The sequence below is a fragment of the Streptomyces sp. NPDC051051 genome (assembly GCF_040682975.1).
Classification (GTDB): domain Bacteria; phylum Actinomycetota; class Actinomycetes; order Streptomycetales; family Streptomycetaceae; genus Streptomyces.
Map to the genome: position 1 here is coordinate 168,474 of NZ_JBFBCB010000007.1, position 24,260 is coordinate 192,733.

Annotated in this window: 20 protein-coding genes; 17 read left to right on the forward strand and 3 right to left on the reverse strand. The window is 74.5% G+C overall.

Going from position 1 to position 24,260, the window contains the following annotated elements:
- Window positions 1-89: 89 nt before the first annotated feature.
- Entirely contained in the window at window positions 90-2,174 is a 2,085-nt protein-coding gene (malQ, locus tag AB0N31_RS08245) for a 4-alpha-glucanotransferase (RefSeq protein ID WP_366057574.1), read from the reverse strand.
- Window positions 2,175-2,387: a hypothetical protein gene (locus tag AB0N31_RS08250; protein WP_366057575.1), complete on the reverse strand. Its 213-nt coding sequence runs from the start codon at window positions 2,385-2,387 to the stop codon at window positions 2,175-2,177.
- A gap of 294 nt (window positions 2,388-2,681) precedes the next feature.
- Between AB0N31_RS08250 and AB0N31_RS08255 the strand changes: the two genes are divergently transcribed.
- The 5 genes from AB0N31_RS08255 (at window position 2,682) to AB0N31_RS08275 (ending at window position 7,192) form a co-directional block, all read left to right on the forward strand.
- Window positions 2,682-3,278, forward strand: a complete 597-nt coding sequence (locus tag AB0N31_RS08255) for an RNA polymerase sigma factor (protein ID WP_366057576.1) — start codon at window positions 2,682-2,684, stop codon at window positions 3,276-3,278.
- The gene (locus AB0N31_RS08260) at window positions 3,275-4,327 is read left to right on the forward strand and encodes a zf-HC2 domain-containing protein (protein WP_366057577.1); all 1,053 of its coding nucleotides are present in this window, start codon (window positions 3,275-3,277) and stop codon (window positions 4,325-4,327) included. The genes AB0N31_RS08255 and AB0N31_RS08260 overlap by 4 nt, the downstream gene beginning before the upstream one ends.
- 146 nt (window positions 4,328-4,473) lie before the next feature.
- Window positions 4,474-5,259, forward strand: a complete 786-nt coding sequence (locus tag AB0N31_RS08265; protein ID WP_366057578.1) for an ABC transporter ATP-binding protein — start codon at window positions 4,474-4,476, stop codon at window positions 5,257-5,259.
- Window positions 5,256-6,590 (forward strand): hypothetical protein, encoded by a 1,335-nt coding sequence (locus AB0N31_RS08270; RefSeq protein WP_366057579.1) that lies wholly within the window; start codon window positions 5,256-5,258, stop codon window positions 6,588-6,590. The genes AB0N31_RS08265 and AB0N31_RS08270 overlap by 4 nt, the downstream gene beginning before the upstream one ends.
- Window positions 6,587-7,192, forward strand: a complete 606-nt coding sequence (locus AB0N31_RS08275; RefSeq protein WP_366057580.1) for a hypothetical protein — start codon at window positions 6,587-6,589, stop codon at window positions 7,190-7,192. Before AB0N31_RS08270 ends, AB0N31_RS08275 begins: the two co-directional genes overlap by 4 nt.
- A 71-nt stretch (window positions 7,193-7,263) precedes the next feature.
- On the opposite strand, the gene AB0N31_RS08280 is transcribed toward AB0N31_RS08275, so the two are convergent.
- On the reverse strand, window positions 7,264-7,800 hold the full coding sequence (locus AB0N31_RS08280; protein ID WP_067244152.1) for an HNH endonuclease: 537 nt from the start codon (window positions 7,798-7,800) through the stop codon (window positions 7,264-7,266).
- A 315-nt stretch (window positions 7,801-8,115) separates the two neighbouring features.
- On the opposite strand from AB0N31_RS08280, the gene AB0N31_RS08285 reads away from it, so the two are divergent.
- From AB0N31_RS08285 to AB0N31_RS08340, 12 genes are all read left to right on the forward strand, one after another.
- Window positions 8,116-9,222 (forward strand): mechanosensitive ion channel family protein, encoded by a 1,107-nt coding sequence (locus AB0N31_RS08285; protein WP_366057581.1) that lies wholly within the window; start codon window positions 8,116-8,118, stop codon window positions 9,220-9,222.
- 269 nt (window positions 9,223-9,491) lie between these two features.
- A complete protein-coding gene (locus tag AB0N31_RS08290; RefSeq protein ID WP_366057582.1) occupies window positions 9,492-10,703 on the forward strand; it encodes an ROK family transcriptional regulator in 1,212 nt (403 codons plus the stop codon).
- Between the two features lie 73 nt (window positions 10,704-10,776).
- The gene (locus AB0N31_RS08295) at window positions 10,777-12,120 is read left to right on the forward strand and encodes an ABC transporter substrate-binding protein (protein WP_366057583.1); all 1,344 of its coding nucleotides are present in this window, start codon (window positions 10,777-10,779) and stop codon (window positions 12,118-12,120) included.
- A gap of 2 nt (window positions 12,121-12,122) precedes the next feature.
- Complete coding sequence (locus tag AB0N31_RS08300; RefSeq protein ID WP_366057584.1) at window positions 12,123-13,064, forward strand: sugar ABC transporter permease; 942 nt, start codon at window positions 12,123-12,125, stop codon at window positions 13,062-13,064.
- 4 nt (window positions 13,065-13,068) lie between these two features.
- Window positions 13,069-13,959, forward strand: a complete 891-nt coding sequence (locus AB0N31_RS08305) for a carbohydrate ABC transporter permease (RefSeq protein ID WP_366057585.1) — start codon at window positions 13,069-13,071, stop codon at window positions 13,957-13,959.
- A 7-nt stretch (window positions 13,960-13,966) separates the two neighbouring features.
- Complete coding sequence (locus AB0N31_RS08310; RefSeq protein WP_366057586.1) at window positions 13,967-15,232, forward strand: 6-phospho-beta-glucosidase; 1,266 nt, start codon at window positions 13,967-13,969, stop codon at window positions 15,230-15,232.
- Complete coding sequence (locus AB0N31_RS08315; RefSeq protein ID WP_366057587.1) at window positions 15,223-16,194, forward strand: BadF/BadG/BcrA/BcrD ATPase family protein; 972 nt, start codon at window positions 15,223-15,225, stop codon at window positions 16,192-16,194. Before AB0N31_RS08310 ends, AB0N31_RS08315 begins: the two co-directional genes overlap by 10 nt.
- Window positions 16,195-16,486: 292 nt before the next feature.
- A complete protein-coding gene (locus AB0N31_RS08320; RefSeq protein ID WP_366057588.1) occupies window positions 16,487-17,842 on the forward strand; it encodes a hypothetical protein in 1,356 nt (451 codons plus the stop codon).
- Window positions 17,843-17,856: 14 nt separating this feature from the next.
- Complete coding sequence (locus AB0N31_RS08325) at window positions 17,857-18,885, forward strand: glutamate ABC transporter substrate-binding protein (RefSeq protein WP_366057589.1); 1,029 nt, start codon at window positions 17,857-17,859, stop codon at window positions 18,883-18,885.
- A gap of 60 nt (window positions 18,886-18,945) precedes the next feature.
- Window positions 18,946-20,277 (forward strand): hypothetical protein, encoded by a 1,332-nt coding sequence (locus AB0N31_RS08330; protein ID WP_366057590.1) that lies wholly within the window; start codon window positions 18,946-18,948, stop codon window positions 20,275-20,277.
- Window positions 20,274-22,880, forward strand: coding sequence for a tetratricopeptide repeat protein (locus AB0N31_RS08335; protein ID WP_366057591.1), 2,607 nt, complete (start codon window positions 20,274-20,276; stop codon window positions 22,878-22,880). Before AB0N31_RS08330 ends, AB0N31_RS08335 begins: the two co-directional genes overlap by 4 nt.
- 3 nt (window positions 22,881-22,883) lie before the next feature.
- Window positions 22,884-24,242, forward strand: coding sequence for a protein phosphatase 2C domain-containing protein (locus AB0N31_RS08340; protein ID WP_366057592.1), 1,359 nt, complete (start codon window positions 22,884-22,886; stop codon window positions 24,240-24,242).
- Window positions 24,243-24,260: the final 18 nt, after the last annotated feature.

Consider the following 24,260-nt stretch of genomic DNA (forward strand, 5'->3'; position numbering starts at 1 on the left):
ACACCCCCGCGCGTCCGCCCCGCGCGTCCTGGCCGCGCCGCACGCCGCCACCGCCCGTCGGCCCCTCCCACCGCCCTCACCCCTCGCCCTCACCCGTCGGCCTCCTCCCGCAGCACCTCCATCAGCGCGTGCAGGCGCGGGGACGCCGACAGTTCCTCCAGCGTGACCGGCCGGCCGTCGGCGTCCGCGACCGGCAGGCGCCAGTTCGGGTACTGGTCCCAGGTGCCGGGGAGGTTCTGCGGGCGGCGGTCGCCGACGGCGTCCGGGAGCCAGACGCCGATCATGCGGGCCGGGGTGCGCAGCAGGAACCGGTGGAGGGCCTGGATCTCGGCCTCCTCCGAGGAGGTGTCGCCACCCCCGCCGGTGCCCTGGAGCAGGTCGAGCCGGGACAGCAGGTCGAGCCACTCGCCGGTGTCGGCGGCGGCCGCCGCGCGTTCCTCCTCCAGCGGGCGGGTCAACAGGTCGAGCCGGTGGCGGAGTTCGACGTGCTCGCCGGTGAGGCGGGCGGCGGTGGAGGGCAGGTCGTGGGTGGTGGCGGTGGCGAGGCAGTCGGCGCGCCAGTGGTCGGGGGGCAGCGGGCGGCCGTCGCCCTCCCAGTCGCGTTCGAACCACAGGACGGAGGTGCCGAGCACCCCGCGTTCGCGCAGGGCCTCGCGCACGCCGGGCTCCACGGTGCCGAGGTCCTCGCCGATCACCACCGCGCCGGCCCGGGACGCCTCCAGGACCAGCACGGCGAGCATGGCCTCGGCGTCGTAGCGGACGTAGGTGCCCTCGGTGGGCGGCTCGCCCTCGGGGACCCACCAGAGCCGGAACAGGCCCATCACGTGGTCGATGCGCAGGGCGCCGGCGTAGCGGAAGAGGGCGCGCAGGAGGCGGCGGTACGGGGCGTAGCCGGACTCGGCGAGGCGGTCGGGACGCCAGGGGGGCAGGCCCCAGTCCTGGCCGCGGGCGTTGAAGGCGTCCGGGGGCGCGCCGACCGACATGCCGGCCGCGAGGTGGTCCTGCTGGGCCCAGGCGTCGGCGCCGCCGGGGTGCACGCCGACCGCGAGGTCGTGCACGATCCCGAGGGGCATGCCGGCCTCGCGCGCGGCGCGCTGGGCGGCGGTGAGCTGGGCGTCGGTGAGCCAGGCGAGACGGGAGTGGAAGTCGACGCGGTCCATCAGTTCCAGGCGGGCGCGGGCGGTCTCGGCGGAGCGCGGGTCGCGCAGCCCCTGCGGCCAGCGGTGCCAGTCGGAGCCGTGCACCTCGGCCAGCGCGCACCAGGTGGCGTGGTCCTCCAGGGCCTGCCCCTCGCGGGCGAGGAAGTCGCAGTAGGCGGCGCGCCGGCCCGGTCCGAGCGGTACGGCGGCGATCAGCTCCAGTGCCTCCCGCTTCAGCTCCCACACGGCGTCCCGGTCGATCAGCGCCCCCTTGTCGAGGACGGTCTCCCGCAGCCGCGCGGCGCTCTCCCGCAGTCCTCGCAGCTCCCGCAGCCGCTCGGGGTCGGTGGCGTACGCGAACTCGGGGACGTCCTCGATCCGCAGGTGCACCGGGTCGGGGAAGCGGCGGGAGGAGGGCCGGTACGGGGAGGGGTCGGTGGGGGTGCCGGGGACGGCCGCGTGCAGCGGGTTGACCTGCACGAATCCGGCACCGAGCGCCCGCCCGGCCCAGTCGGCCAGCTCGGCGAGGTCCCCGAGGTCACCCATGCCCCAGGAGCGGTCGGACAGCAGGGAGTAGAGCTGGACGAGGAGGCCGTACGAGCGTCCGGCGGGCGTGGGGAGCCGGGGCGGGGCCACGACCAGGTGGGCGCGGGCGGTACGGCCGTCGGGCGCGGTCGCGATCATCGTGTGGACGCCCGGCGGGAGCCGGTCGAGGCAGGCGTGGGTCTCGCCCTGCTCGGTCTCGACCAGCAGGCGGGTGCCTTCGGGAAGGGCGGCGAGGGCGTCCGGCTCGGCGCCGCCGCTCCAGCGGACCACGGTCGGCGGCAGCAGCCGTTCGGCCAGTTCGCGTTCCCGGTCGGCCAGCGCGGCACTGGTCGCCTGCGGGGTGCCCGCGTCCACGCCGAGGGCGGCCAGGGCGCGGGTGACGGCGGCGGCGGAGGCGGTGACCGTGCGGTCCGGGGAGGGCCGGTAGGAGGCGGCGACGCCGTGCAGCGCGGCGAGCCGGGTGAGGTCCTCTCCGAGGGGTGCGGTCATCTACGGCCTCGTGAAGTCGGAGTCCGCGGCGGCGAGCGGCGGTTCGCTGGTGAGGGGCTCGGCGTCGGGCAGCGGGGGTTCGCTGGTCAGCGGGGCCTCGGTACGGGCGCCCTCCGCGCTGCACGCGTACAGGTGGGGTTCCTCGGTGTAGGCGGACGGCGCCGCCGGGCGTTTGGAACGGTCCGGGAGCAGTTGGTGTGCCGGTGCGACCACGGTGGCCTCCTTGTTCGGGGACGGCGCCGTCGTACGGGGTGCGCGGCGTCGTCGTACGGCGCTCGACAGCGTCGGACGGTGTCCGGCGGTGTCCGCTGGTTACCGCAAAAGCCCTACCCAGCGGGCGCGGCGGCAGACGTCCCCGTATCGGGCGACGCGCATCTCGTCACATTCCTCACCCTGACATTCTCCCCAATGCGGGGCGATTACGGCAGATCGCGCGCCGTCCGGGTTCCGGCGTGAACCGTCGGCGCCGACCCGGCCGACAGAGAGGGTGTGAGACTGTTCCGCCCCATGAGGGGCCACGGTGAGGGCGGCACGGACGCTGCGCTGCTGCGGTCCGTCGCCGACGGGGACGCCCATGCCCTGGCCACCCTGTACGACCGGCACGCCGGCTGGCTGCACGCGCGGCTCACCCGGCGCTGCGCCGATCCCGAGGTGGTGCGGGAGGTGGTGCAGGACACGTTCGTGACCGTGTGGCGGTCGGCGGCCGGACACGGCGGCGGGGAGGCCGGTGGCTGGCTGTGGACCATCGCCGCCCGGCGGCTGGTCGACGCGCGGCGGGCACAGGAGCGCTCCGCGCGGATCGAGACGGCGCCGATGGACACCGAGCGGGTGGAGCGGGCACCGGCGGCGGCCCTGCCGTCCGCGGAGGAGCGGGTGCTGGCGGGCCTGGAGTTCGGCGACGTCGGCACCGCCCTCGACCGGATCCCGCCCGAGCTGCGGGAGGTGCTGCGCGCGACCGTCGTCGACGGGCTCACCACCCGCGAGGCCGCCCGGCTGCTCGGCATCCCCGAGGGCACCGTCAAGACCCGCGCCATGCGCGCCCGTGCCGAACTGCGCGCGGCGCTCGCCCAGTTGCACCCGACTCCGGCGGGAGGCCCGGCATGAACCCCACCCGACGGCACACGACCGACGCCCTGGCCGCCCGCTACGCCGACGGCACCCTCCCGGAGTCCGACGCCTGGTCCCTGGAGAGACACCTGGAGCACTGCACGGCCTGCGCGACCCGCGTGTCCCGCGCAGTACGGGAGGGCGCCGCGGGGGCCGTTCTGGAGCAGGTACGGGGGGCGGTGCTTCGAGAGGCCTCGAACCCCGCACCGGCACCGGCACCCGCAGCCGCACCGGCACCGGCACCGGCACCGGCACCGGCACCGGCGAGGGGGGCCACGTCACCGCCGCCCGCCCCCGCCGCCCCCTCCCCCCGCGCCCGCCTGTGGTCGTCGCGCGCCGTCGGCCGCCTCGCCGCGCGCCGCACCGGCCGCTTCTCCCGCCGGGCGGCGAGCGCCGAACCCGCGCCGGTCCGCGTCCCCCGTCTCGCCCGCGTCCTGTGGGCGGCGGGCCCCGCCGTGCGGGGGGCCTGGTCCGTCGCCGTGGTGGTCGTGGCGCTGGGGGCGGTCGCGTTGGCGTACGGGGCCGGGGTGACCGGCGTGCGGCCGTTGCTGCTGACCCTCGCGCCGGTCGTGCCGGTCCTCGGGGTGGCCCTGTCGTACGGGCCGCACGCCGACCCGGTGCACGAGATCGCCGCGGCCTCACCCGGCGGCGGGCTGCGGCTGCTGCTGACCCGGACGGCCGCCGTACTGCTGGTCTGCCTGCCGGTGCTGACGCTGGCCGGACTGCTGCTGCCCGGCTCGGGCGCGCCGGGCGCGGCGGCCTGGCTGCTGCCGGGGCTCGCGCTGACGCTGGCCTCGCTGGCCCTGGCCGGGTACGTCGGTTCCCGGCCCGGTGCGGCGGTGACCGGCGGGGGCTGGCTGTGCGCGGTGCTCGCACCGGCGCTGGCCTCGCCGTCCGGTGCCCCGCCCGCCCGACTGGCCCGGCTGGCCGAACAGCTCACCGTCGTCCTCGACGGCCCCCACGCCCAGGGCGCGTGGGCGGCCGCGGCGGTGCTCTCCGCCGCCGCGCTGGTCGCCCGGCGTTCCGTCTACGACCGGACGCCCTGACGCACATCCGCTCACGGACCGGCCACCCCGACGCACATACGGTCACCGACCGGCCACCCCGGCACATCCCCCACCCGTCCGACCGGCCACCCCGCCCCACACCCACCGACCGGCACACCTCTGCCCGTCCGCCCGATGGAGATCCCTTGAGCACGATACGAGTGACCGGGCTGCGTGTCCGGCACCGCCGAACCGTCGCCCTCGACGGGGTGGACCTCACCCTGGACCGGGGGGTGCACGGCCTGCTCGGGCCGAACGGCGCCGGGAAGACCTCCCTGATCCGGGTGCTGGCCACGGTCGCGCCGCCCGCCGAGGGGCGGGTGGAGATCCTCGGCGAGGACGTCGGCGAGGCCGGACGGCGCGGCCCGGTCCGCCGCCGACTGGGCTACCTCCCGCAGGAGTTCGGGTACTACCCGGGTTTCACGGTCCGCGAGTTCGTCGCGTACGTGGCCTGGCTGAAGGAGTTGCCCGTCGCCGGCACCCCGGCCGCCGTCGAGAGGGCCGTCGAACGGGTCGGCCTCGGCGACCGCATCGACACGAAGGTGCGGACGCTGTCCGGTGGCATGGTCCGCCGGCTCGGCATCGCGCAGGCCCTCGTCAACGACCCCGACGTGCTGCTCCTGGACGAGCCCACCGCGGGCCTGGACCCCGAGCAGCGGGTGGAGTTCCGGGCGCTGCTGCGCGGACTGGGAGCCTCCGCCACGGTGATCGTCTCGACGCACCTGGTGGAGGACGTGGCCGCCGCCTGCACGGAGGTCACCCTGCTCGACGCGGGCCGGGTCGCCTACCGCGGCACCCCCGGGTCGCTGAGCGCGCTGGGCGAGGAGGGCACCGGCGGCGGGGTCGGCGACAACCCGATCGAGCGCGGCTACACGGCGGCGCTGCGGGCCCACCGCGCCTGCGCCGCACCCCGGGAAGGGGCGGCGCGATGAGCCGCGCGGTCACGGCACCGGGGCGCGCGCCGGTCGCCGTGCACCCGTTGCGCGCCGAGACGCTGCGCGGGTTCGCCCCCTGGGCGGGGCTGGCGGTCCTCGTGACGGCCGCCGGGCTGCTGGCCGCGGTGGCGGACCGCTGGCAGGGCGGCTGGGCCGAGACCCGCGCCGAACTGCACGGCGTCCTGCTGGTCGTCCTGCCGCTGGCCGCGGCGGCGGGCTGTCGGCAGGGCGGGCGGGAGCGCCGGCACCGTACGCAGGAGCTGTGGGGGACGGCCGCGCGCGGGCCGCTGGCGCGGTTCCTCGCGTCGGCGCTGCCGGTGGCCGGGTGGACGACGGCCGGGTACGTGGCGGCGGCGGCCGGGGCACTGCTGGCGACCTGGCCGTACGCCCGGGGGGACGGGCCGGGTCCGGAGCTGCTGCCGGCGGACGCGGTGGCGGTGGCGGCCGCCGCGCTGGTCGGCCAGGTGGTGGGGCGGCTGGTCCCCCTGCGGCCGGCTGCGCCGCTGCTGGCGGTGGGCGGGTACGTCGCGCTGGGCCTGGCGTCGCGGGCGGGCACCGGCGCCGGCCGCTGGCTGAACCCGGCGCTCCCCGTCCCGGAGGACCTGGTTCCGGTGGGGTGGCAGCCCGTGGCCGCGGCGGTGTGGGCGGCCGGCCTCGCGGCGGCCGCCGTCCTGGCGTACGCGGCGCGGCGCCGGTACACCGCCCTGCTGCCGCTCGCGGCGGCGACGGCGGCGGGCGCGCTGCTGGTGCAGGGCGGTGCCGGGCTGTGGCACACCGATCCGGTCGGCGACTGTCAGGTCTGCGACACCTCGACCACGCCGCAGATCTGTGTGAACGCCCGCTACGGAGACCTGTTGCCGCAGGTCAAGGCCGCCCTCTCGGGTGTCACCGGCCGACTGGAAGGCGTACGGAACCTGCCGGTCCGGTTCGAGGACCGGCCGGGAGCGCCCCGCCCCGGGGAGGCGGAGCTGCCCCTGCTGACGCCGATGGGCCGGTCCTTCGTACGGGGCGGGCTGACCGATCCGGAGCAGTACGCGTGGGAGGCCGTGGCGGCGCTCCAGGACCGTGGCGACTGCGAGGGGCCGCCGGACCCGCGGGTGAGCCGCGCGGACGACGCCGTGGAGAACCTCCTCGCGCCGAAGCCCGCGCAGGAGCACTTCGACGCGCTGGACGCCCACGGCGACGAGGCCGCCCGCGCCGGACTGCGCGAGCGACGGGCCGCCCGTGCGCGCCTCGCGTCGATGGCCGCGGACGAGCGCCGCGCCTGGCTGACGGAGTACTTCGCCACGGCGGGCGACTGCGATCCGGACGGGGTGCCCGCACTGTGACCGGAGTCCTGCTGTACGCCCGTTCCCGCGGCCTGTCCTGGACACCGGCCGCGCTCGCCGGGGCGGTCGTCCTCGCCGGGTGGGCGGCGCTGCGGACGGGCGCCGCCGCCCCCGATCCGGCTCGGGTGAGGGTCCTGGTCACCCTGGTCCCGGTGCTGGCCGCCGCGGTGATCGGCGGGAGCCTGTCCACCCCCTTCGACGAGCTGGACCGGACGGCGGTACGCCCGTGGTGGCCCCGCCGGCTGGCCCACCTGCTCGGCCCGGCCGCGCTCGCGGGCGCGCTGCTGGCACTCAGCGTCCTCGGCGCCGGTCCGGCCCTCGGCCCCACTCCCCTGCTCCGCAATCTGCTGGGCTGCACCGGCGTCACGGCCGCCGCGGCGGTCGTGCTGGGCGCCCGCCTGAGCTGGCTGCCGGTCCTCGGCTACGTCGGCGCGGTGATCCCCGCGTCGGCCGGCGTGGCCGGCCGGGCGGTCACGGTGTGGGCCTGGCCGGTGCAGCCGGGCGACCGGCCGTGGTCGTGGGCGGCGGCCGGCACGGCGTTCGTACTGGGCACCGCCCTGTTCGCGGCGCGCGGCGCGCGCCCGGCGGCCGCACCGCGCTGACCGGCGCGGAGCCCGCCCCGAAGGGCCCCGTGGCGTATCGGTGCCACGGGGCATGCAAAAGCCCGGATCGGTCAGGCGGAGATGCCGTCGATCCGGGCCAGGGCGTCGTCCGCGCCGTACGGTTGCAGGTACGGCAGCCAGCGCGGGTCCCGATGGCCGGTCCCGATGATGCGCCAGGCCAGACCGGTGGGCGGGGCGGGTTTGTGCCGCAGCCGCCAGCCGATCTCGACGAGGTGGCGGTCGGCCTTGACGTGGTTGCAGCGCCGGCAGGACGCCACGACGTTGTCCCAGACGTGCTTGCCCCCGCGGCTGCGCGGGATGACGTGGTCGACGCTGGTTGCGACGCCACCGCAGTACATGCACCGGCCCCCGTCGCGGGCGAAGAGCGCCCGTCGGGTGAGCGGAACGGGCCCCCGGTAGGGAACCCGGACGAATCGCTTGAGCCGGACCACGCTGGGTGCGGGTACTGTGACGGTCGCGCTGTGCAGAAAGGCGCCGGACTCCTCCAGGGAGACAGCCTTGTTCTCCAGGACGAGGACGAGCGCGCGGCGGAGCGGTACGACGCCGAGCGGCTCGTACGACGCGTTCAGGACCAGGACATGCGGCACGGATGCCTCCTTGGGCGTCGGCGGCGCGTGGCTCGCGCCGGGACGATCTCAGGTCAGTCTCCCCTCTTGCCTGGTGGACGCGCCACCATGTCCCGGTAACGGGCTGGGAGTGTTTTCGACCACACCTGAACACATCCCCCGCACCCCGACCTGTTCAAGCGCGGGCGGACACGGTCCCTCCTCCGGACATCCCGCCGAAGCACACACGATGCCCCGTTAGTGTGGTGCCCCTGCCCCTGCGGTGACCTTTTCGTGACCTGGACCACCTTGACCGCCGCGCCGGAGGGAGCAGTGCCGCACCTGGAGGTACCTGCCGTGTCCTTGTCCGCCGTCCTGAGGGCCGCCGGTTCGTCGCCGTCGCCGACCCCGTCGGAGTCGCCGACCGCCGTGACCGTCCCGAGTCTCCAGGACGCCCAGGAGAGCGCGACGAACGCCGCCAGCTGGGTCGAGGAGAACTGGTCGACCTGGCTCGCGATCGGCCTGCGGGTCCTGCTGATCCTGGTGATCGCCGCGGTGCTGCGCATGGTGGTGCGGCGGGCCATCACCAAGTTCATCGACCGGATGAACCGCACGGTGCAGGCGGCCGACGGCACGGCGCTGGGCGGTCTGCTGGTCAACGTCGAGCGGCGCCGGCAGCGGTCGCAGGCGATCGGCTCGGTGCTGCGGTCGGTGGCCAGTTTCCTCATCCTCGGCACCGCCGCCCTGATGGTCCTCGGCGCCTTCGAGATCAACCTGGCCCCGCTGCTGGCCTCCGCCGGTGTCGCGGGTGTGGCCATCGGTTTCGGCGCCCGCAACCTGGTGACGGACTTCCTGTCCGGCGTGTTCATGATCCTCGAGGACCAGTACGGCGTCGGCGACAAGATCGACGCGGGCGTCGCCTCCGGCGAGGTCATCGAGGTCGGGCTGCGCGTGACCAAGCTGCGCGGCGACAACGGCGAGATCTGGTACGTCCGCAACGGCGAGGTCAAGCGGATCGGCAACCTCTCGCAGGGCTGGGCGACGGCCGGGGTGGACGTCACGGTCAAGGCGTCCGAGGACCTGGACCGCGTCAAGGCCACCCTCGTCGAGGTCGCCGAGAAGATGAACAAGGAGGAGCCCTGGAACGAGCTCCTGTGGAGCCCGATCGAGGTGCTCGGCCTGGACAGCGTCCTGATCGACTCGATGGTGGTCCGCGTCTCCGCGAAGACGATGCCCGGCAAGTCCCTGACCGTCGAGCGCGAGCTGCGCTGGCGGATCAAGCGCGCGTTCGACGCGGCGCACATCCGCATCGTCGGCGGCGCCACGGTCCCGCCGGAGCAGGACCCGGACAACGACCCGACGGCCGCCGTCGCCGCCCCGTCGGCGTACTCCAACCCGGGTTCGCCGCAGGCGGCGGCGGCCTCCCCGCTGACGCCCCTGGCGCCGCCGGGAGCGCCGAAGTAGCGCAAGACCCGCGGAACGCCCGTCCCCGTCGAGGGGGCGGGCGTTCCGGCGTTCCCGGCCCGGACACGGCGTCCGCTCCTTCGTGTTTCCGTGCCACCGCCGCCCCCTTGACGCCTTCCGGACACCGGGCTTACCTTCCCTGCAGCAGATAGGAAACTTTCCTAACAGTGATCGGTGCGAGGGGCGTCGGGCCTTCGACGGCCCCTCGATGGACTTCGCTCCGGGATCACTGAAAAGCTGGGCGGTCGAGAGAGGCAGGTGCAGACCCCATGGCAGGAACCGCCGGAACGCCGGGCACGCCGCGCGTCCTGCGTGCCATGAACGACCGCGCCGCACTGGACCTGCTGCTGGCCCACGGCCCGCTGTCCCGCACCCGGATCGGCAAGCTCACCGGCCTGTCCAAGCCGACCGCCTCCCAGCTCCTGGCCCGTCTGGAGGCGGCGGGGCTGGTCCTGGCCACCGGCACCACGGAGGGACGGCCGGGACCCAACGCCCAGCTGTACGAGGTGAACCCGGCCGCCGGTCACGCCGCCGGCCTCGACGTCACCCCCGAGCGCGTCCTGGCCGCCGTCGCCGACATCACCGGCCGCACGGTGGGCACGTACGAGGTGCCCACGCCGGGCAGAAGAGGCGCGGGGGCCGTCGTACGGCAGGTCACCGAGGCGCTCGACGGGGCGGTGAAGGCCGCCGGGCTCGCCCGGGACGACGTGCGGCGGCTGGTCGTCGCCACGCCGGGGGCCTTCGACCCCACCACCGGCCGGCTGCGCTACGCCTCCCACCTGCCGGGCTGGCACTCGCCCACGCTGCTCGACGAGCTCGCGGCGGCCCTGCCGATGCCGGTGGAGTACGAGAACGACGTCAACCTGGTGGCCGTGGCCGAACAGCGGCTCGGCGCGGCCCGCGGACACGAGGACTTCGTGCTGCTGTGGAACGAGGGGGGCCTCGGCGCCGCCCTCGTCCTCGGCGGCCGGCTGCACCGCGGCTGGACCGGCGGCGCGGGCGAGGTCGGCTTCCTGCCCGTGCCGGGCGCACCCCTGGTCCGGCAGGTCACCAAGGCCAACAGCGGCGGCTACCAGGAACTCGCCGGTTCCCAGGCCCTGCCGGAGCTGGCCCGCGAACTGGGCGTCACCGGCATTCCCCCGGGCCCGTACGCCGAGACCGCCGCCGCTCTCGTCGCACGGGCCGCCGCCGAGGACGACGGCCCGCTGCGGGAACTGCTGGGCGTCTACGCGACCCGGCTCGCGACCGGTCTCGCCTCCCTCGTCTCCGTCCTCGACCCCGAACTCGTCGTCCTCAGCGGCGCCTGTCTGACCGCCGGCGGCGAGGCGCTGCGCGCCCTCGTCCAGGCCGAGCTGGAGGAGCTGGCCGCGTCCCGGCCGAAGCTCGTCGTCGGCGAGGTCACCGAACGGCCGGTGCTGCGCGGCGCGCTGGAGAGCGCGCTGGCGGCCACCCGCGACGAAGTGTTCGACACCTCGCGCTGACCGGCCCCCCTGCCCATCCCCGCCGTCACCCTCGTCACCCTCATCGCCACGCCCGTCCCTGGGAGGCCCCGTCATGCCCGCACGCATCCCCGAAGCGGCCCGGAAAGCGGCTTTCGCCCTGACCGCGTCCCTGGCCCTGCTCGCCACCGCCTGTACCGGCCAGGTCCCCTCGGGTGCCGACGACGACGCCTCGAAGGAGACCACCCTCACCTTCTGGCACGCCTGGAGCGCGCCCGGCGAGGTGAAGGCCGTGAAGGACCTGGTCGCCGGGTTCGAGAGGACGCACCCCGGCATCCACGTGGACGTCGTCGGCAACATGACCGACGACAAGATCAACCAGGCGCTGCGGGCGGGCGGTTCGAAGGCGCCGGACGTGGTCTCGTCGTTCACCACCAACAACGTCGGCAGGTTCTGCTCGTCGGGCGCCCTGGTCGACCTCGACCCCTTCTTCGAGAAGGCGGGCATCGCCCCGGAGACGACGTTCCCGAAGGCCATGAACGAGTACACCCGGTTCGAGGGCGACCGCTGCGCGGTCCCGCTGCTGGGCGACGCCTACGGCCTCTACTACAACAGAACGGCGTTCGAGAAGGCGGGGATCAGCGGCCCGCCGAAGACCTGGTCCGAGTTCGAGACCGTCGCGAAGAAACTGACGATCCCCCGGGGCGACACCTACCAGCAGCTCGGGTTCATGCCGAACTACCACGGCTGGGAGACCACGACCGAGCACTACCTGGGCCAGTTCTCACCGACCTACTTCGACCGGGACGGCCGGTCGACCATCGCCACCGACCCGGCCGTCGAAGCCGGTTTCGTCCTCCAGAAGAGGCTCGTCGACTCCCTCGGCGGCTACCGGAAACTGGAACGGTACCGGGCCGGCCTCGGCGACGAGTGGGGCACCGAGCACCCCTTCCACACCGGCCAGGTGGCCATGCAGCTCGACGGCGAGTGGCGCCTCGGCATGGCCCTGGACACCGAGCCCGCCTTCGAGATCGGCGTGGCCCCGCTGCCCGTCCCCGACGACCGGGCGGACCAGTACGGCAAGGGCTACATCACCGGCACCATCGCCGGCATCGCCGCGACCAGCAAGAAGCAGAACGCGGCCTGGGAGCTGGTGAAGTACATGACGACCGACACGGACGCGGTGGTCGGCTTCTCCAACGCCATCCACAACGTGCCCTCCACGCTGGCGGCGCTGAAGTCGCCGAAGCTGACGTACGACCCGCGCTTCAAGACCTTCCTGGACATCGCCGCGAACCCGAACTCCACCACCTCCCCGGCCTCGGTCAACGGCGGCGTGTACCTCACGACCGTCCAGCAGGTGGGCTACGACTACGAGAGCGGCAGACTGAAGGACCTGAAGGCGGGCCTGGAGAAGGCGGCCGCGCAGATCGACACGGACATCGCGCAGGCGCGGTAGCCGTGAGCACCCCCACGCTGAGGTCGAAGCGCCGCCGGGCGGCGCTGCGCACCACTGCCTTCCTGTCGCCGTGGCTCATCGGTTTCGCGCTCTTCTTCGCCTACCCGCTGGTCTCCACGCTCTCCTTCTCGTTCATGCGCTACGACGGCTTCCGGCCGCCGACCTGGGCCGGGACGAGGAACTGGACCTACGTCTTCGAGCACTACCCCTACTTCTGGTCCGCGCTGCGCAACACCCTGTGGCTGGTGCTGGTGACGGTCACCCTCCGGGTCGCCTTCGGGCTCGGGATCGGCCTGCTCATCACGAGGATCAAGACCGGCACCGGGGTCTTCCGCACCCTCTTCTACCTGCCCTACCTCGCCCCGCCGGTCGCGGCCACCATGGCCTTCGCCTTCCTGCTCAACCCCGGTACGGGTCCGGTCGACTCGATCCTGGAGGGCATCGGCGTCCCGGCGCCCGGCTGGTTCAACGACCCCGCCTGGTCGAAGCCCGCTCTCACCCTGCTCGCCCTGTGGGGCATCGGCGACCTGATGGTCGTCTTCATGGCGGCCCTGCTGGACGTGCCGAAGGAGCAGTACGAGGCGGCCGGCCTGGACGGCGCGTCGGCCTGGCAGCGGTTCCGCTACGTCACCCTGCCGAACATCTCGCCGATCGTGATGTTCGCCGTGGTCACCGGCGTGATCCAGGCCATGCAGTACTACACGCAGCCGCTGATCGCCGGGAAGGTCGCCTCGGGCGTCATCCAGGGCGCGGGCACCACGTTCGAGCCCGGCTACCCGGACAGGTCGACGCTCACCCTCCCCCAACTCGTCTACAACCTCGGCTTCCAGCGTTTCGACTACGGCTCGGCCTGCGTGGTGGCGCTGGTCCTCTTCGCCCTGTCGACGGCGTTCACCGCGTTGCTGATGCGGCGCCGGGGCGGGCTCGTGCAGGCAGGTGACTGACCCCATGGCGCACGTACCGGACAAGCCGGCGGAGCCGGCCTCCGCCACGCCGGCGGAGCGCACCGCCCGCCGCCGGAGCCTGCTGGAGTGGATCGCCGTCCACTCCCTCGGCGTCGCCGCCGCCCTCTTCTTCACCCTCCCCTTCGTGTTCGTCCTGCTGACCTCCCTGATGAGCGACTCGCAGGCACTCAGCCGAGACCTGGTCCCGGACACCTGGCAGTGGGACAACTACCGGCGGGTCCTCGACACCCCCGGCTTTCTCACCTGGTGGCGCAACACCCTGGTCTACGCCGGCCTCGGCACGGTCCTGACCGTGGTGTCGTCGGTCCCGGTGGCGTACGCGCTCGCCAAGTTCCGCTTCCGGGGCCGCAATCTGACGCTGATGCTGGTCATCTCGATGATGATGCTGCCGCCGCAGGTCGTCGTGATCCCCATGTACCTGTTCTGGGCGAAGCAGCTGGACCTGTCGGGCACGCTGTGGCCGCTGATCGTGCCGATGGCCTTCGGCGACGCGTTCTCCGTCTTCCTGCTGCGGCAGTTCCTCACCACCATCCCCGACGAGTACGTCGACGCGGCCAGGGTGGACGGCTGCGGCGAACTGCGCACCCTGCTGCGGGTGGTGATCCCGATGGCCAGGCCCGGCATCGCCGCCGTCGCCCTCTTCCAGTTCTTCTACGCCTGGAACGACTACTTCGGCCCACAGATCTACGCCTCGGAGAACCCCGGTGCGTGGACACTGAGTTACGGCCTGGAGTCCTTCAAAGGAGCGCACCACACCGACTGGAACCTCACCATGGCCGCCACCGTGCTGGTCATGGCCCCCGTGATCCTCGTGTTCTTCTTCGCGCAGAAGGCGTTCGTCGAGGGCGTCACCCTGACCGGAGTGAAGGGTTAGCACGGACATGAAACTCACCGTGGTCGGCGGAGGCTCGACCTACACGCCCGAACTGATCGACGGCTTCGCCCGCCTGCGGGACATCCTGCCGATCGAGGAGCTGGTCCTCGTCGACCCGGCGGCCGAGCGGCTGGAGCCGGTCGGCGGGCTCGCCCGGCGCATCTTCGCCCGGCAGGGCCATCCCGGCCGCATCGTCACCACCGCCGACCTGGACGCGGGCGTCGACGGCGCCGACGCGGTCCTGCTCCAGCTCCGCGTCGGCGGTCAGGCCGCCCGCGCACAGGACGAGACCTGGCCCCTGCAGTGCGGCTGCGTCGGCCAGGAGACGACCGGCGCCGGCGGCCTGGCCAAGGCACTGCGCACGGTCCCCGTGGTCCTCGACATCGCCGAGCGGGTCCGCCGCGCCAACCCCCGCGCCTGGATCATCGACTTCACCAACCCGGTCGGCATCGTCACCCGCGCCCTGCTGCAGGCCGGGCACCGGGCGGTCGGGCTGTGCAACGTGGCCATCGGCCTCCAGCGCAGGTTCGCCGGCCTGCTGGGGGTCGCCGCGTCCGAGGTCCATCTCGACCACGTGGGCCTCAACCACCTCACCTGGGAGACGGCGGTGCGCCTCGGCGGCCCCGGGGGCGAGGACGTCCTGCCCGCGCTGCTGACCGGCCACGGCGACGCGATCGCCGCCGACCTGCACCTGCCACGCCCCCTGCTGGACCGGCTCGGCGTGGTCCCGTCGTACTACCTGCGCTACTACTACGCCCACGACGAGGTCGTGCGCGAACTGCGCACCAAGCCCTCGCGGGCCGCCGAAGTGGCGGCCATGGAGCGCGAGTTGCTGAAGATGTACGGCGATCCGACGCTGGACGGGAAACCGGCGCTGCTCGCGAAACGGGGCGGCGCCCACTACTCCGAGGCGGCCGTGGACCTGGCGGCCGCGCTGCTCACCGGCTCCGGCAGCCCCCACCAGGTGGTGAACACCCGCAACAACGGCACGCTGCCCTTCCTGCCCGACGACGCGGTGATCGAGGTCCAGGCCGCGGTCGGCCCCGGGGGCGCCTCCCCGCTGCCGGTGACGCCGGTGGACCCGCTGTACGCGGGCCTGACGGCGAACGTCACCGCCTACGAGGACCTCGCCCTGGACGCGGCGCTGCGCGGCGGCCGCGACCGCGTCTTCCGGGCCCTCCTCGCCCATCCCCTGATCGGCCAGTACGCGTACGCCGAGACGCTGACCGACGAACTCCTCGCACACAACCGGGAGTACCTCGCGTGGGCCTGACCGCACGTGTCCTCGCCATCGACGCGGGCAACAGCAAGACCGACGTGGCGGTCGTGGCGGCCGACGGGGAGGTGCTCGCCACGGCCCGCGGCGGCGGCTTCCGGCCGCCCGCGGTGGGTGTGGGTCCCGCCGTGGACGCCCTCGCGGACGCCGTGACGCGCGCGTACGCCGCCGCGGGCGTCACCTCGGTGGCCCACGTCTCGGCCTGCCTCGCCAACGCCGACCTGCCCGTCGAGGAGGAGCAGCTGGCGGCGGCGCTGCACGAGCAGGGCTGGGGCGGAACCGTCGAGGTCCGCAACGACACCTTCGCGATCCTGCGGGCGGGCGTCGCCGAGCCTCGGGGCGTGGCCGTCGTCTGCGGCGCCGGCATCAACTGCGTCGGCCTGCGCCCCGACGGCCGCACCGCCCGCTTCCCGGCACTCGGCCGGATCTCCGGTGACTGGGGCGGCGGGTGGGCCCTCGCGGAGGAGGCCGTGTGGCACGCGGCCCGGGCCGAGGACGGCCGGGGTCCCGCCACCGCCCTGGCGCGCACCCTCCCGGCCCACTTCGGCCTCTCCACGATGTACGCCCTCATCGAGTCCCTCCACCTGGAGCGCGTCCCCGCGTCCCGCCGCCACGAGCTGACCCCGGTCCTCTTCGCGACGGCCTCCGGCGGTGACGCGGTGGCCCGCGCGATCGTCGACCGCCTGGCGGCGGAGGTCGTCGGCATGGCCGCGGTCGCCCTGGCCCGCCTGGACCTCCTGGAGGAGGAGACCCCGGTGCTCCTGGGGGGCGGAGTCCTCACGGCGGGCCACCGCCTGCTCGACGACGGCATCGGCGAACTGCTGGCCGCCAGAGCGCCGAAGGCGGTCCCGAGGGTGGTACGGCAACGCCCGGTGCTGGGAGCCGCGCTGCTGGGCCTGGACGGACTGGAAGCGGGCCCCGCCGCACAGGCGAGGCTCCGCGCCCACTTCGAGGACTGACCGGTGCGGGGTCTCCCGACGGTCCGCACGCCCGCGGCAGGCGGACCCGGCCCTCCCCGCACACGTGACCGCCGCCACCGCCGGGGCGGGGAACTGCGCGACCGGCCACGAACGACCCGCACCCGCCCACAGCCCCGCCCCGCCCCGCCCCGGAACCGAACACGCACCCAGGACGTGTTCACCGGCAGGGGTGAGCCGCGATCCGGTCGGGATCCGGCGGCGCCCGGTGCGCCGCACCGCGTCGAGCGGCGATACTGGCGCGGACAGTTGACCATGGGGGAGGTCAGGAAACGTGGCAAACCCGCCGACAACCGGCACGGCGGCACCGCCCGGCCGCCGGACGGCATTCGCCGAGGGTGTCGACCAGTTGCGCTCCGCCGCGACCACCGAGCCGGGCAGGCTCCGCGTCATCGGCGCCGTCCTCGCCCTCCTCGTCGTCGCCTTCGGCGCCGTCACCGCCTGGCAGACGAGCGACCGCGCGGCCGCCGCCGACGACGTGCTGCACAAGAGCCAGCCGCTCAGTTCTGCCGCGGCGGACATCTACCGTTCGCTCGCCGATGCCAACACGGCCGCGTCCAGCGGCTTCCTGGCGGGCGGCCAGGAGACCGCCGAGTCGCGCAAGCGCTACGAGGACGACATCGACACGGCCGCCGCGAAGCTCGTCACCGCGGCGAACAACTCCGACGCCGGTTCCCCCTCCACCGCGGCGATCACGAAGCTCAACACCCTGCTCCCGGAGTACAAGGGCCTCGTCGAGCGCGCCCGCACCTACAACCGGCAGGGCTTCCCGGTGGGCGGCGCGTACCTGCGCTACGCCCACCAGAAGATGCAGGACGAGATGCTCCCGGCCGCCGAGGATCTCTACCAGAGGGAGAACCAGCGCCTCCAGGACGACTACGCGGCGGCGAAGCCGTACCCGTGGACGGCGATCGCCCTCGGCGTCCTCGCGCTGGCCGCCCTCGCCTGGGCGCAGCACCGCAACTACCGCCGTACGAACCGGGTGCTGAACCACGGCCTGGTCGCGGCGTCCGCGGCCTCCGCCGCCGTCCTGCTGTGGCTGGTCGTCGGCCACAGCGTGGCCCGCGCGGGGCTGAACGACTCCTACGACCACGGCGTCCGCTCCCTCGACGTCCTGCACGACGCCCGTATCGCCTCCCTGAAGGCGCGGGGCAACGAGAACCTCACCCTGGTGGCCCGCGGCGCCGAGACCGTGAAGGTCGGCGACACGACGGTCGACGCCTACGACCACGACTTCACCGAGGAGATGGCCACCCTCGGCAAGGGCCTCGCGGCGGCGGCGAAGCTCGCCGACGACCGGGCCGGCGAGGAGCCGGTCGCGACGGCGGAGGGCGACATGGCGGAGTGGAAGAAGCGCCACGCCGCGGCCCGGGCCCAGGACGACAACGGCAACTACGAGCAGGCACTGGCCCTGGTGATCGGCGCGAAGGGCGCGACCGGCGCGTGCTTCGACGGTGTCGACGCCAGCCTGGCGACCGCGCTCGACCACGAGCGGCACGAGTTCAGGCAGGCGGCCGGCGACGGCCTGGACGCGATGGCCGGGCTGCCGCTGGGCGCGGCCGTCCTCGCCGTGCTGGCGGCGGCGGGCGCGGTCCTCGGCATCGGCCGCAGGCTGTCGGAGTACCGGTGAGAGGGGGCGTGACGATGCGTGCTCGACGGATACGGGCCGGTCTGCGGGGCTGGGGCGGGGTGGGCGCGATGGCGGTCGTCTGCGTCCTCGCCCTGGCGTTCGTGCTGCTGCTGCCCCGGACCCAGTCGAAGGGCGACGGCAGCACCGGCACCGGCGGCCCCGGCGTCGCCGAGGGCAGCCCGGCGGCGGACTCGACGTGCCGGGCGCCCGAGAAGCAGACGCTGGCGCCGTCGGCCGCGGACGGTCCGACGATCACCGCGATCAAGGCCCGTACGGGCGAGAAGCGCAAGCTGATCGTCGGTGTCGACCAGAACAGCTACCGCTGGGGCTACCGCGACCCCAACACCGTGGGCGCCGCGCTGGAGGGTTTCGACATCGACCTGGTGCGGCGGATCGCCGAGGACATCCTGGGCGACCGCGACGCCGTCCAGTTCAAGGCGATACCGACCAACCAGCGCATCCCGGCCATCCAGGAGGGCCGGGTCGACATGGTGGTCCGCACCATGACGATCACCTGCGACCGGATCGAGGACGTCGCGTTCTCCGCGCCGTACTTCAAGACGGGCCAGCAGGTGCTCGCCCCCAAGGTGTCGACCGTCACGGGCTACGACGGCACGCTGGCGAAGAAGCGCATCTGCACGGCGGCCGGTTCGACCGCCAACACCCGGCTGACCGACGACGTGAAGGCCGGGAAGCTGCCCGCGACCGCCGACGTCTCCGCCACCGTCCCCAATCAACTGGACTGCCTGGTGCGGCTGCAGCTCGGCGAGGTCGACGCCGTCGTCACCGACGGGGCCCTGGCGGCGAGCCAGGCCGCGCAGGACCCGACGGTGGAACTCAAGGGCGCCGCGTTCACGACCGAGTACTACGGCGTGGCGATGAACAAGGACGCGGACGATCTGGTACGCCGGGTCAACCAGGTCCTGGTGGCGTACCGGGCGAACGGCTGGCAGCGGTCGTACGCCCACTGGCTGTCGGCGACACTGGGTTCGGACCCGGCGACGTCGATGCCGCCCGCGCCGCAGTATCTGCGCACGAGTTGACGGGACGGCCGGCGGACGGCGGACCGAGCAGGAGACGGACACAGCGACGAGAGGTGATCGATGGGCGTCACGGGACCCCCCGGGCCGGTGATGGACCGGGACGAGGTCGACCGTGCGCTGGCGCGGCTCGGCGCGGAGCACGAGGCGATCGAGACCTCGCTCCTCGCCCTCCAGGACCACGCGGGCCGCAGACTTCTCGAAGGCGCCGCGCTGACCGGCGTCACCGAGGAGCGCTGGGCGTCCGCGGAGGCGTCGATCACGCTGCTGTGGACGTACTTCGACGCGTACACCGACGCGTTGCGCTCCGCGCGGGACATCCGCTCGCGGCGCCGCTGGTCCAGCCGTGAGGACCTGGTGGAGCTGACGGAGCTGCTGCGCGGCGAGTCCGTCACGGTCGCCGGCCCGGCCGCCGCCGCGGCGAACGCGCCGACCCTGACCGGCACCGGCAGGCTCAGCGAGAGCTTCTCGCTGGCCACCCTCGTCGACCGGATGAACGAGCTGTACGCGTCCTCGCTGGACCTGGTCGTCACCGCCGACGCGGTGTGGTCCGCGCTGCCCGCCCGGATAGATCTCCTGGCCGCGGAACTCCAGCGCACCCGGCAGCTCGCGCACTCCGTGGGCGTGCGCCCCGGCGAGCATCCGGCGGGCGACGACCTGGAGCGCATCACCCGCACCCTGACCTCGCTGCGCGAGCGGGTGATCTCCGACCCGCTGGCGTTCTGGGTGCCCGCGCAGGGCAGTTCGGCGCCGGGCGGCGGCCGCCCCGACACCACGGTGTACGACCGCGAGGCGCGCGCCCTGGAGGACGTGCGCCGGGAGATCGACGCCGTCCTGACGGTCCGTCAGGACGCCGAGCAGCGGCTGGTGCGGCTGCGGGACGTGCTCAGCCGCGCGGACCGGACCCTCGCCGAGGCGCGCACCGCGCGCGGCGAGGTGCTCGCGAAGATCGCCGCCACCGAGGTGCCGGTCGTCAGCGGCCCGCCGACCGTGCTCCAGGAGCAGTTGGCGACGGCGGCCGAGTACCGCCGGCACGCCCAGTGGCACCGCCTGTCCCCGCTCCTGGAGTCCCTGGAGCGCAAGGCGGAGGACGAACTGCTGCGTGCCCGAGAGTCGTTGACCGCGGTCACCGCGCCGCTCGCGGTCCGCGCGGAACTGCGCGGCCGGCTCGACGCGTACAAGGCGAAGGTCGCCCGGCACGGGCTCGCCGAGGACCCGTTCCTCATCGAGCGCTACGACGCGGCCCGGCGGATGCTGTGGAGCGCGCCCTGCGATCTGCGCGTCGCCGAACAGGCGGTCCTGCGCTACCAGCAGGCGGCCGCCGAACTGCTGGCCGCGCCGCGCGTGCCCGAGCAGGGCGGCCCCGAGGACCACAGGGGGGAGCAGAGGTCATGAGTCAGGCAGGGCAGACGTGCCAGCGACCGGGCTGCGAGGGCTCGTACGAGGACGTGGGCGGCGGCGAGCTGTACTGCGACACCTGCGGTCTGGCCCCCGTCGTCGCGTCGGGGGGTCCCCCCTCCGGGGGAGGCCTGGTCGGTTCACCCCCGACCGGCATGACCCGCAGCGGCAGGGGCTCGACGGGCAGCGGCGGTTCACGCTCCAGCGCGCGCAGTGCGCGCACCTCCTCGCAGTCGTCGAAGTCGCGCCGCTCGGTGTCCGGGCGGCTCTCGCGGTCGCTGTCGGGCGCGGCCGGCGGCCGCTCGGTGTCGGTGCGCAGCTCCGGTTCCACGGCCGGTTCGTCCGGGCGGGCCCGCCTCGGGGCGGGTCTGGTCGCGGTGCCGCAGGTGCCGCGCCCCGACCCGCGCGCGATGGTCCTCGACAACCCGGAGGTGCCCGAGCGCAAGCGGTTCTGCTCGCGCGCCGACTGCGGCGCGCCGGTGGGCCGGGCGCGCGGTGCGCGCGAGGGCCGCACGGAGGGCTTCTGCACCAAGTGCGGCCACCCGTACTCCTTCGTCCCCAAGCTGGGGGCCGGCGACGTCGTGCACGGCCAGTACGAGGTCGCGGGCTGTCTGGCGCACGGCGGCCTCGGCTGGGTCTACCTCGCCGTCGACCGGGCGGTCTCCGACCGCTGGGTGGTCCTCAAGGGCCTGCTGGACACCGGCGACCAGGACGCGATGGCGGCGGCGATCTCCGAGCGGCGCTTCCTCGCCGAGATCGAACACGCCAACATCGTGCGGATCTACAACTTCGTCGAACACCTCGACCAGCGGACCGGATCGCTGGACGGGTACATCGTCATGGAGTACGTCGGCGGCAAGTCCCTCAAGGAGATCGCCAACGCCCGCCGCACCCCGGACGGCAGGCGCGACCCGCTGCCGGTGGAGCAGGCCTGCGCCTTCGGCATCGAGGCCCTGGAAGCCCTCGGCCACCTGCACAGCCGCAACCTGCTGTACTGCGACTTCAAGGTCGACAACGCCATCCAGACCGAGGACCAGCTCAAGCTCATCGACATGGGCGCCGTGCGCAGGATGGACGACGACGAGTCGGCCATCTACGGCACGGTCGGCTACCAGGCCCCGGAGGTGGCGGAGGCCGGCCCGTCGGTGGCGAGCGACCTCTACACGGTCGGCCGCACCCTGGCGGTGCTCACCTTCGACTTCCAGGGCTACACCACGGCCTTCGTGGAATCCCTGCCCGACCCCGACTCCATCGAGGTCTTCCACCGGTACGAGTCCTTCTACCGGTTCCTGGTCCGTGCCACCGACCCCGACCCGGCCCGCCGGTTCGCCTCCGCCCAGGAGATGGCCGAGCAGCTGACCGGTGTGCTGCGCGAGGTCGTCTCGCTGCAGTCGGGACGGGCCCGGCCCGCGCTGTCCACCCTGTTCGGTCCCGAAGTGCGGGTCACGGACGCGGAGTTGTTCCCGAAGCTGGACGCGGAGGTGTCACGGCTGGGGTCCCGGGCCGTCGCGTCACGGCGGGGCCCGGGCCGGGCGGCCGGCTCGGGCGGCGCGGCGGCGGGCGGAACCGGTGCGGCCGGGCTCGTGCCCTCGCCCCGTCTGCCCGGCGCCGCTCCGGCCGGTACCGGGCCTGCCGGGGCCGACGGTGCCGCGGCGGGGCTGGTCAGGCCCGTCCCCGCGCCCGCCGCCGGACTCGCCCTGCCGGTCCCGCACGTCGACCCCTCCGACCCCAACGCCGGTTTTCTCACCGGTCTGCTGGCCTCCGCGCCCGCCGAGCTGATCACCGCCCTCGCGGCCGCGCCGGCCCCGTCGGTGGAGAGCCGGCTGCGGGAGATCCGCGCCCGGCTGGAGAACGGCGACTTCGAGGCCGCCCTGAGGTCGCTGGCCGAGCTGGAGGGCGAACGGTCCGACGACTGGCGGGTCGTCTGGTACCGGGGCGTGGCCTCGCTGGTCACCGGCGACCGGGCGGGCGCCGCGCTCGCCTTCGACGCGATCTACGACGCCTTCCCCGGCGAGCCGGCGCCGAAGCTGGCGCTCGGCCTGTGCGCGGAGGTGCTGGGGCAGCTGGACAACGCCGCCGAGTACTACCGCCTCGTGTGGTCGACCGACCCGAGCTTCGTGAGCGCCGCGTTCGGACTGGCACGCGTCCAGCTCGCGGCGGGCGACCGCCGAAGCGCCGTACGGACGCTGGAGTCGGTGCCGGAGTCCTCCATCCACTACACCGCCGCCCGCGTCGCGGCCGTCCGTGCCCGGCTGCGGCAGCGGACGGCGGCCGCAGCCGACGTGCCCTTCCAGGAGGACCTCGCCGCCGCCGCGGCGCAGGTCGAGGCGCTGGACGCCTACGGACTGGATCCGACGCGCCGGGAGCAGCTGTCCACCGAAGTCCTCGGCTGCGCGCTGGACTGGATACTCTCCGGTGGCCGGGGCGGCACCGGCCCCGGCGACCGGCGGGCGCTGCTCGGCAGCGACCTGGACGAGCGGGGGCTGCGCTTCGGACTGGAGCGTTCGTACCGCATGCTGGCCCGGTTGGCGACCGGCGCCGAGGAGAGGATCGACCTGGTGGAACGTGCCAATCGTTACCGCCCCCGGACGTGGGTGTAGTTGATGTCCCAGATCCCCAGGCAGGCCTCCCTGCCCACGTGCCCGAGCTGTGCGGAGCCGATCGACGCGGGTGACCGTTTCTGCGGGGCGTGCGGACACGACCTGTCCGCCGTGCCGGCACGCCCGCAGGACACCCCGACGCTCACCATGAGCGCGGCGGAGGGGCCGGCCGCGCGGGGCGCCGACGGTGCGCCGCCGGGTACGGCCGGTGCGCCGCCGCTCCCGGCCGGTGCGCCGCCGTCGACGGTCCCGCAGCCGCCGGCCGTCCTGCCCGCGCCCGTCGCGGCCCCCGTCACCGCGCCCGTCGCGGCGGCTCGTGTGCCGGCGGGCGGGCCGGTGGCGCCGACCGCCGCCGACCCCGCGGTTCCCGCCCCCGGGGTCCGGTTCGACCAGCCCTCCGAGCCGGAGGAGTACCCCCTCCAGGCGCCGGACCCGCGGCTGGCCGTCGCCAAGGTGTGCGTGGCCTGCCGGGCGGGCCGGGTGGACGACGACGGGTACTGCGAGAACTGCGGGCACGCCCAGCCGCGGGAACGCGACCGCATGGAGCAGGAGTCGGGCCCGGTCGCCGCCGTCAGCGACCGCGGCCTGCGCCACCACCGCAACGAGGACTCCTTCACCGTCGGCAGCACGACGCTGCCCGACGGCGGCTCCGCGCTGGTGGCGATCGTCTGCGACGGTGTCTCCTCCGCGACCCGCCCCGACGACGCCTCGCACGCCGCGGCACAGGCCGCCGGACGGACCCTGCTGGCGGCCCTGCCGCAGGGCGCGCACCCGCAACAGGCCATGCACGAGGCGATCGTGGCCGCCTCGCACGCGGTCAACGCGCTCGCCGAGGAGCCGGCCACGGCCCGCGAGCACGCCCCGCACCAGAACGCCCCCGCCTGCACCCTCGTCGGCGCGGTCGTCACCGCGGGCCTGCTGGTCGTCGGCTGGGTCGGCGACAGCCGCGTCTACTGGGTCCCGGAGGACCGCGGCGCACCGCCCGCCCGGCTCACCGAGGACGACTCCTGGGCCGCCCAGATGGTCTCCGCGGGTCTGATGAACGAGGCCGAGGCCTACGCCGACGAGCGCGCCCACGCGATCACCGGCTGGCTCGGCGCCGACGCCTACGAACTGGAGCCGCACACCGCCGCGTTCAAGCCCGACCGGCCGGGCATGGTGATCGTGTGCACCGACGGCCTGTGGAACTACGCCGAAGGGGCGGGGGAGATGGCCGAGGCGCTCCCCGCGGACGCCGCCGCCCGCCCGCTGCACGCCGCCCGGGTGCTCGTCGGTCACGCCCTGGACGGCGGGGGCCACGACAACGTAACAGTGGCCGTCGTGCCGTTCCCCGCCCCCGCGCAGGGGGCAGGATCGGTCTGAGGCCACGCACGGACAGAG

Bases quoted from the DNA above. Each gene is read 5' to 3' on its own strand.
- malQ (WP_366057574.1), bottom strand. From the start codon at position 2,174: ATGACCGCACCCCTCGGAGAGGACCTCACCCGGCTCGCCGCGCTGCAC.
- AB0N31_RS08260 (WP_366057577.1), top strand. From the start codon at position 3,275: ATGAACCCCACCCGACGGCACACGACCGACGCCCTGGCCGCCCGCTAC.
- AB0N31_RS08340 (WP_366057592.1), top strand. From the start codon at position 22,884: ATGTCCCAGATCCCCAGGCAGGCCTCCCTGCCCACGTGCCCGAGCTGT.
- AB0N31_RS08290 (WP_366057582.1), top strand. From the start codon at position 9,492: ATGGCAGGAACCGCCGGAACGCCGGGCACGCCGCGCGTCCTGCGTGCC.
- AB0N31_RS08270 (WP_366057579.1), top strand. From the start codon at position 5,256: ATGAGCCGCGCGGTCACGGCACCGGGGCGCGCGCCGGTCGCCGTGCAC.
- AB0N31_RS08310 (WP_366057586.1), top strand. From the start codon at position 13,967: ATGAAACTCACCGTGGTCGGCGGAGGCTCGACCTACACGCCCGAACTG.
- AB0N31_RS08335 (WP_366057591.1), top strand. From the start codon at position 20,274: ATGAGTCAGGCAGGGCAGACGTGCCAGCGACCGGGCTGCGAGGGCTCG.
- AB0N31_RS08255 (WP_366057576.1), top strand. From the start codon at position 2,682: ATGAGGGGCCACGGTGAGGGCGGCACGGACGCTGCGCTGCTGCGGTCC.
- AB0N31_RS08325 (WP_366057589.1), top strand. From the start codon at position 17,857: ATGCGTGCTCGACGGATACGGGCCGGTCTGCGGGGCTGGGGCGGGGTG.
- AB0N31_RS08330 (WP_366057590.1), top strand. From the start codon at position 18,946: ATGGGCGTCACGGGACCCCCCGGGCCGGTGATGGACCGGGACGAGGTC.
- AB0N31_RS08295 (WP_366057583.1), top strand. From the start codon at position 10,777: ATGCCCGCACGCATCCCCGAAGCGGCCCGGAAAGCGGCTTTCGCCCTG.
- AB0N31_RS08305 (WP_366057585.1), top strand. From the start codon at position 13,069: ATGGCGCACGTACCGGACAAGCCGGCGGAGCCGGCCTCCGCCACGCCG.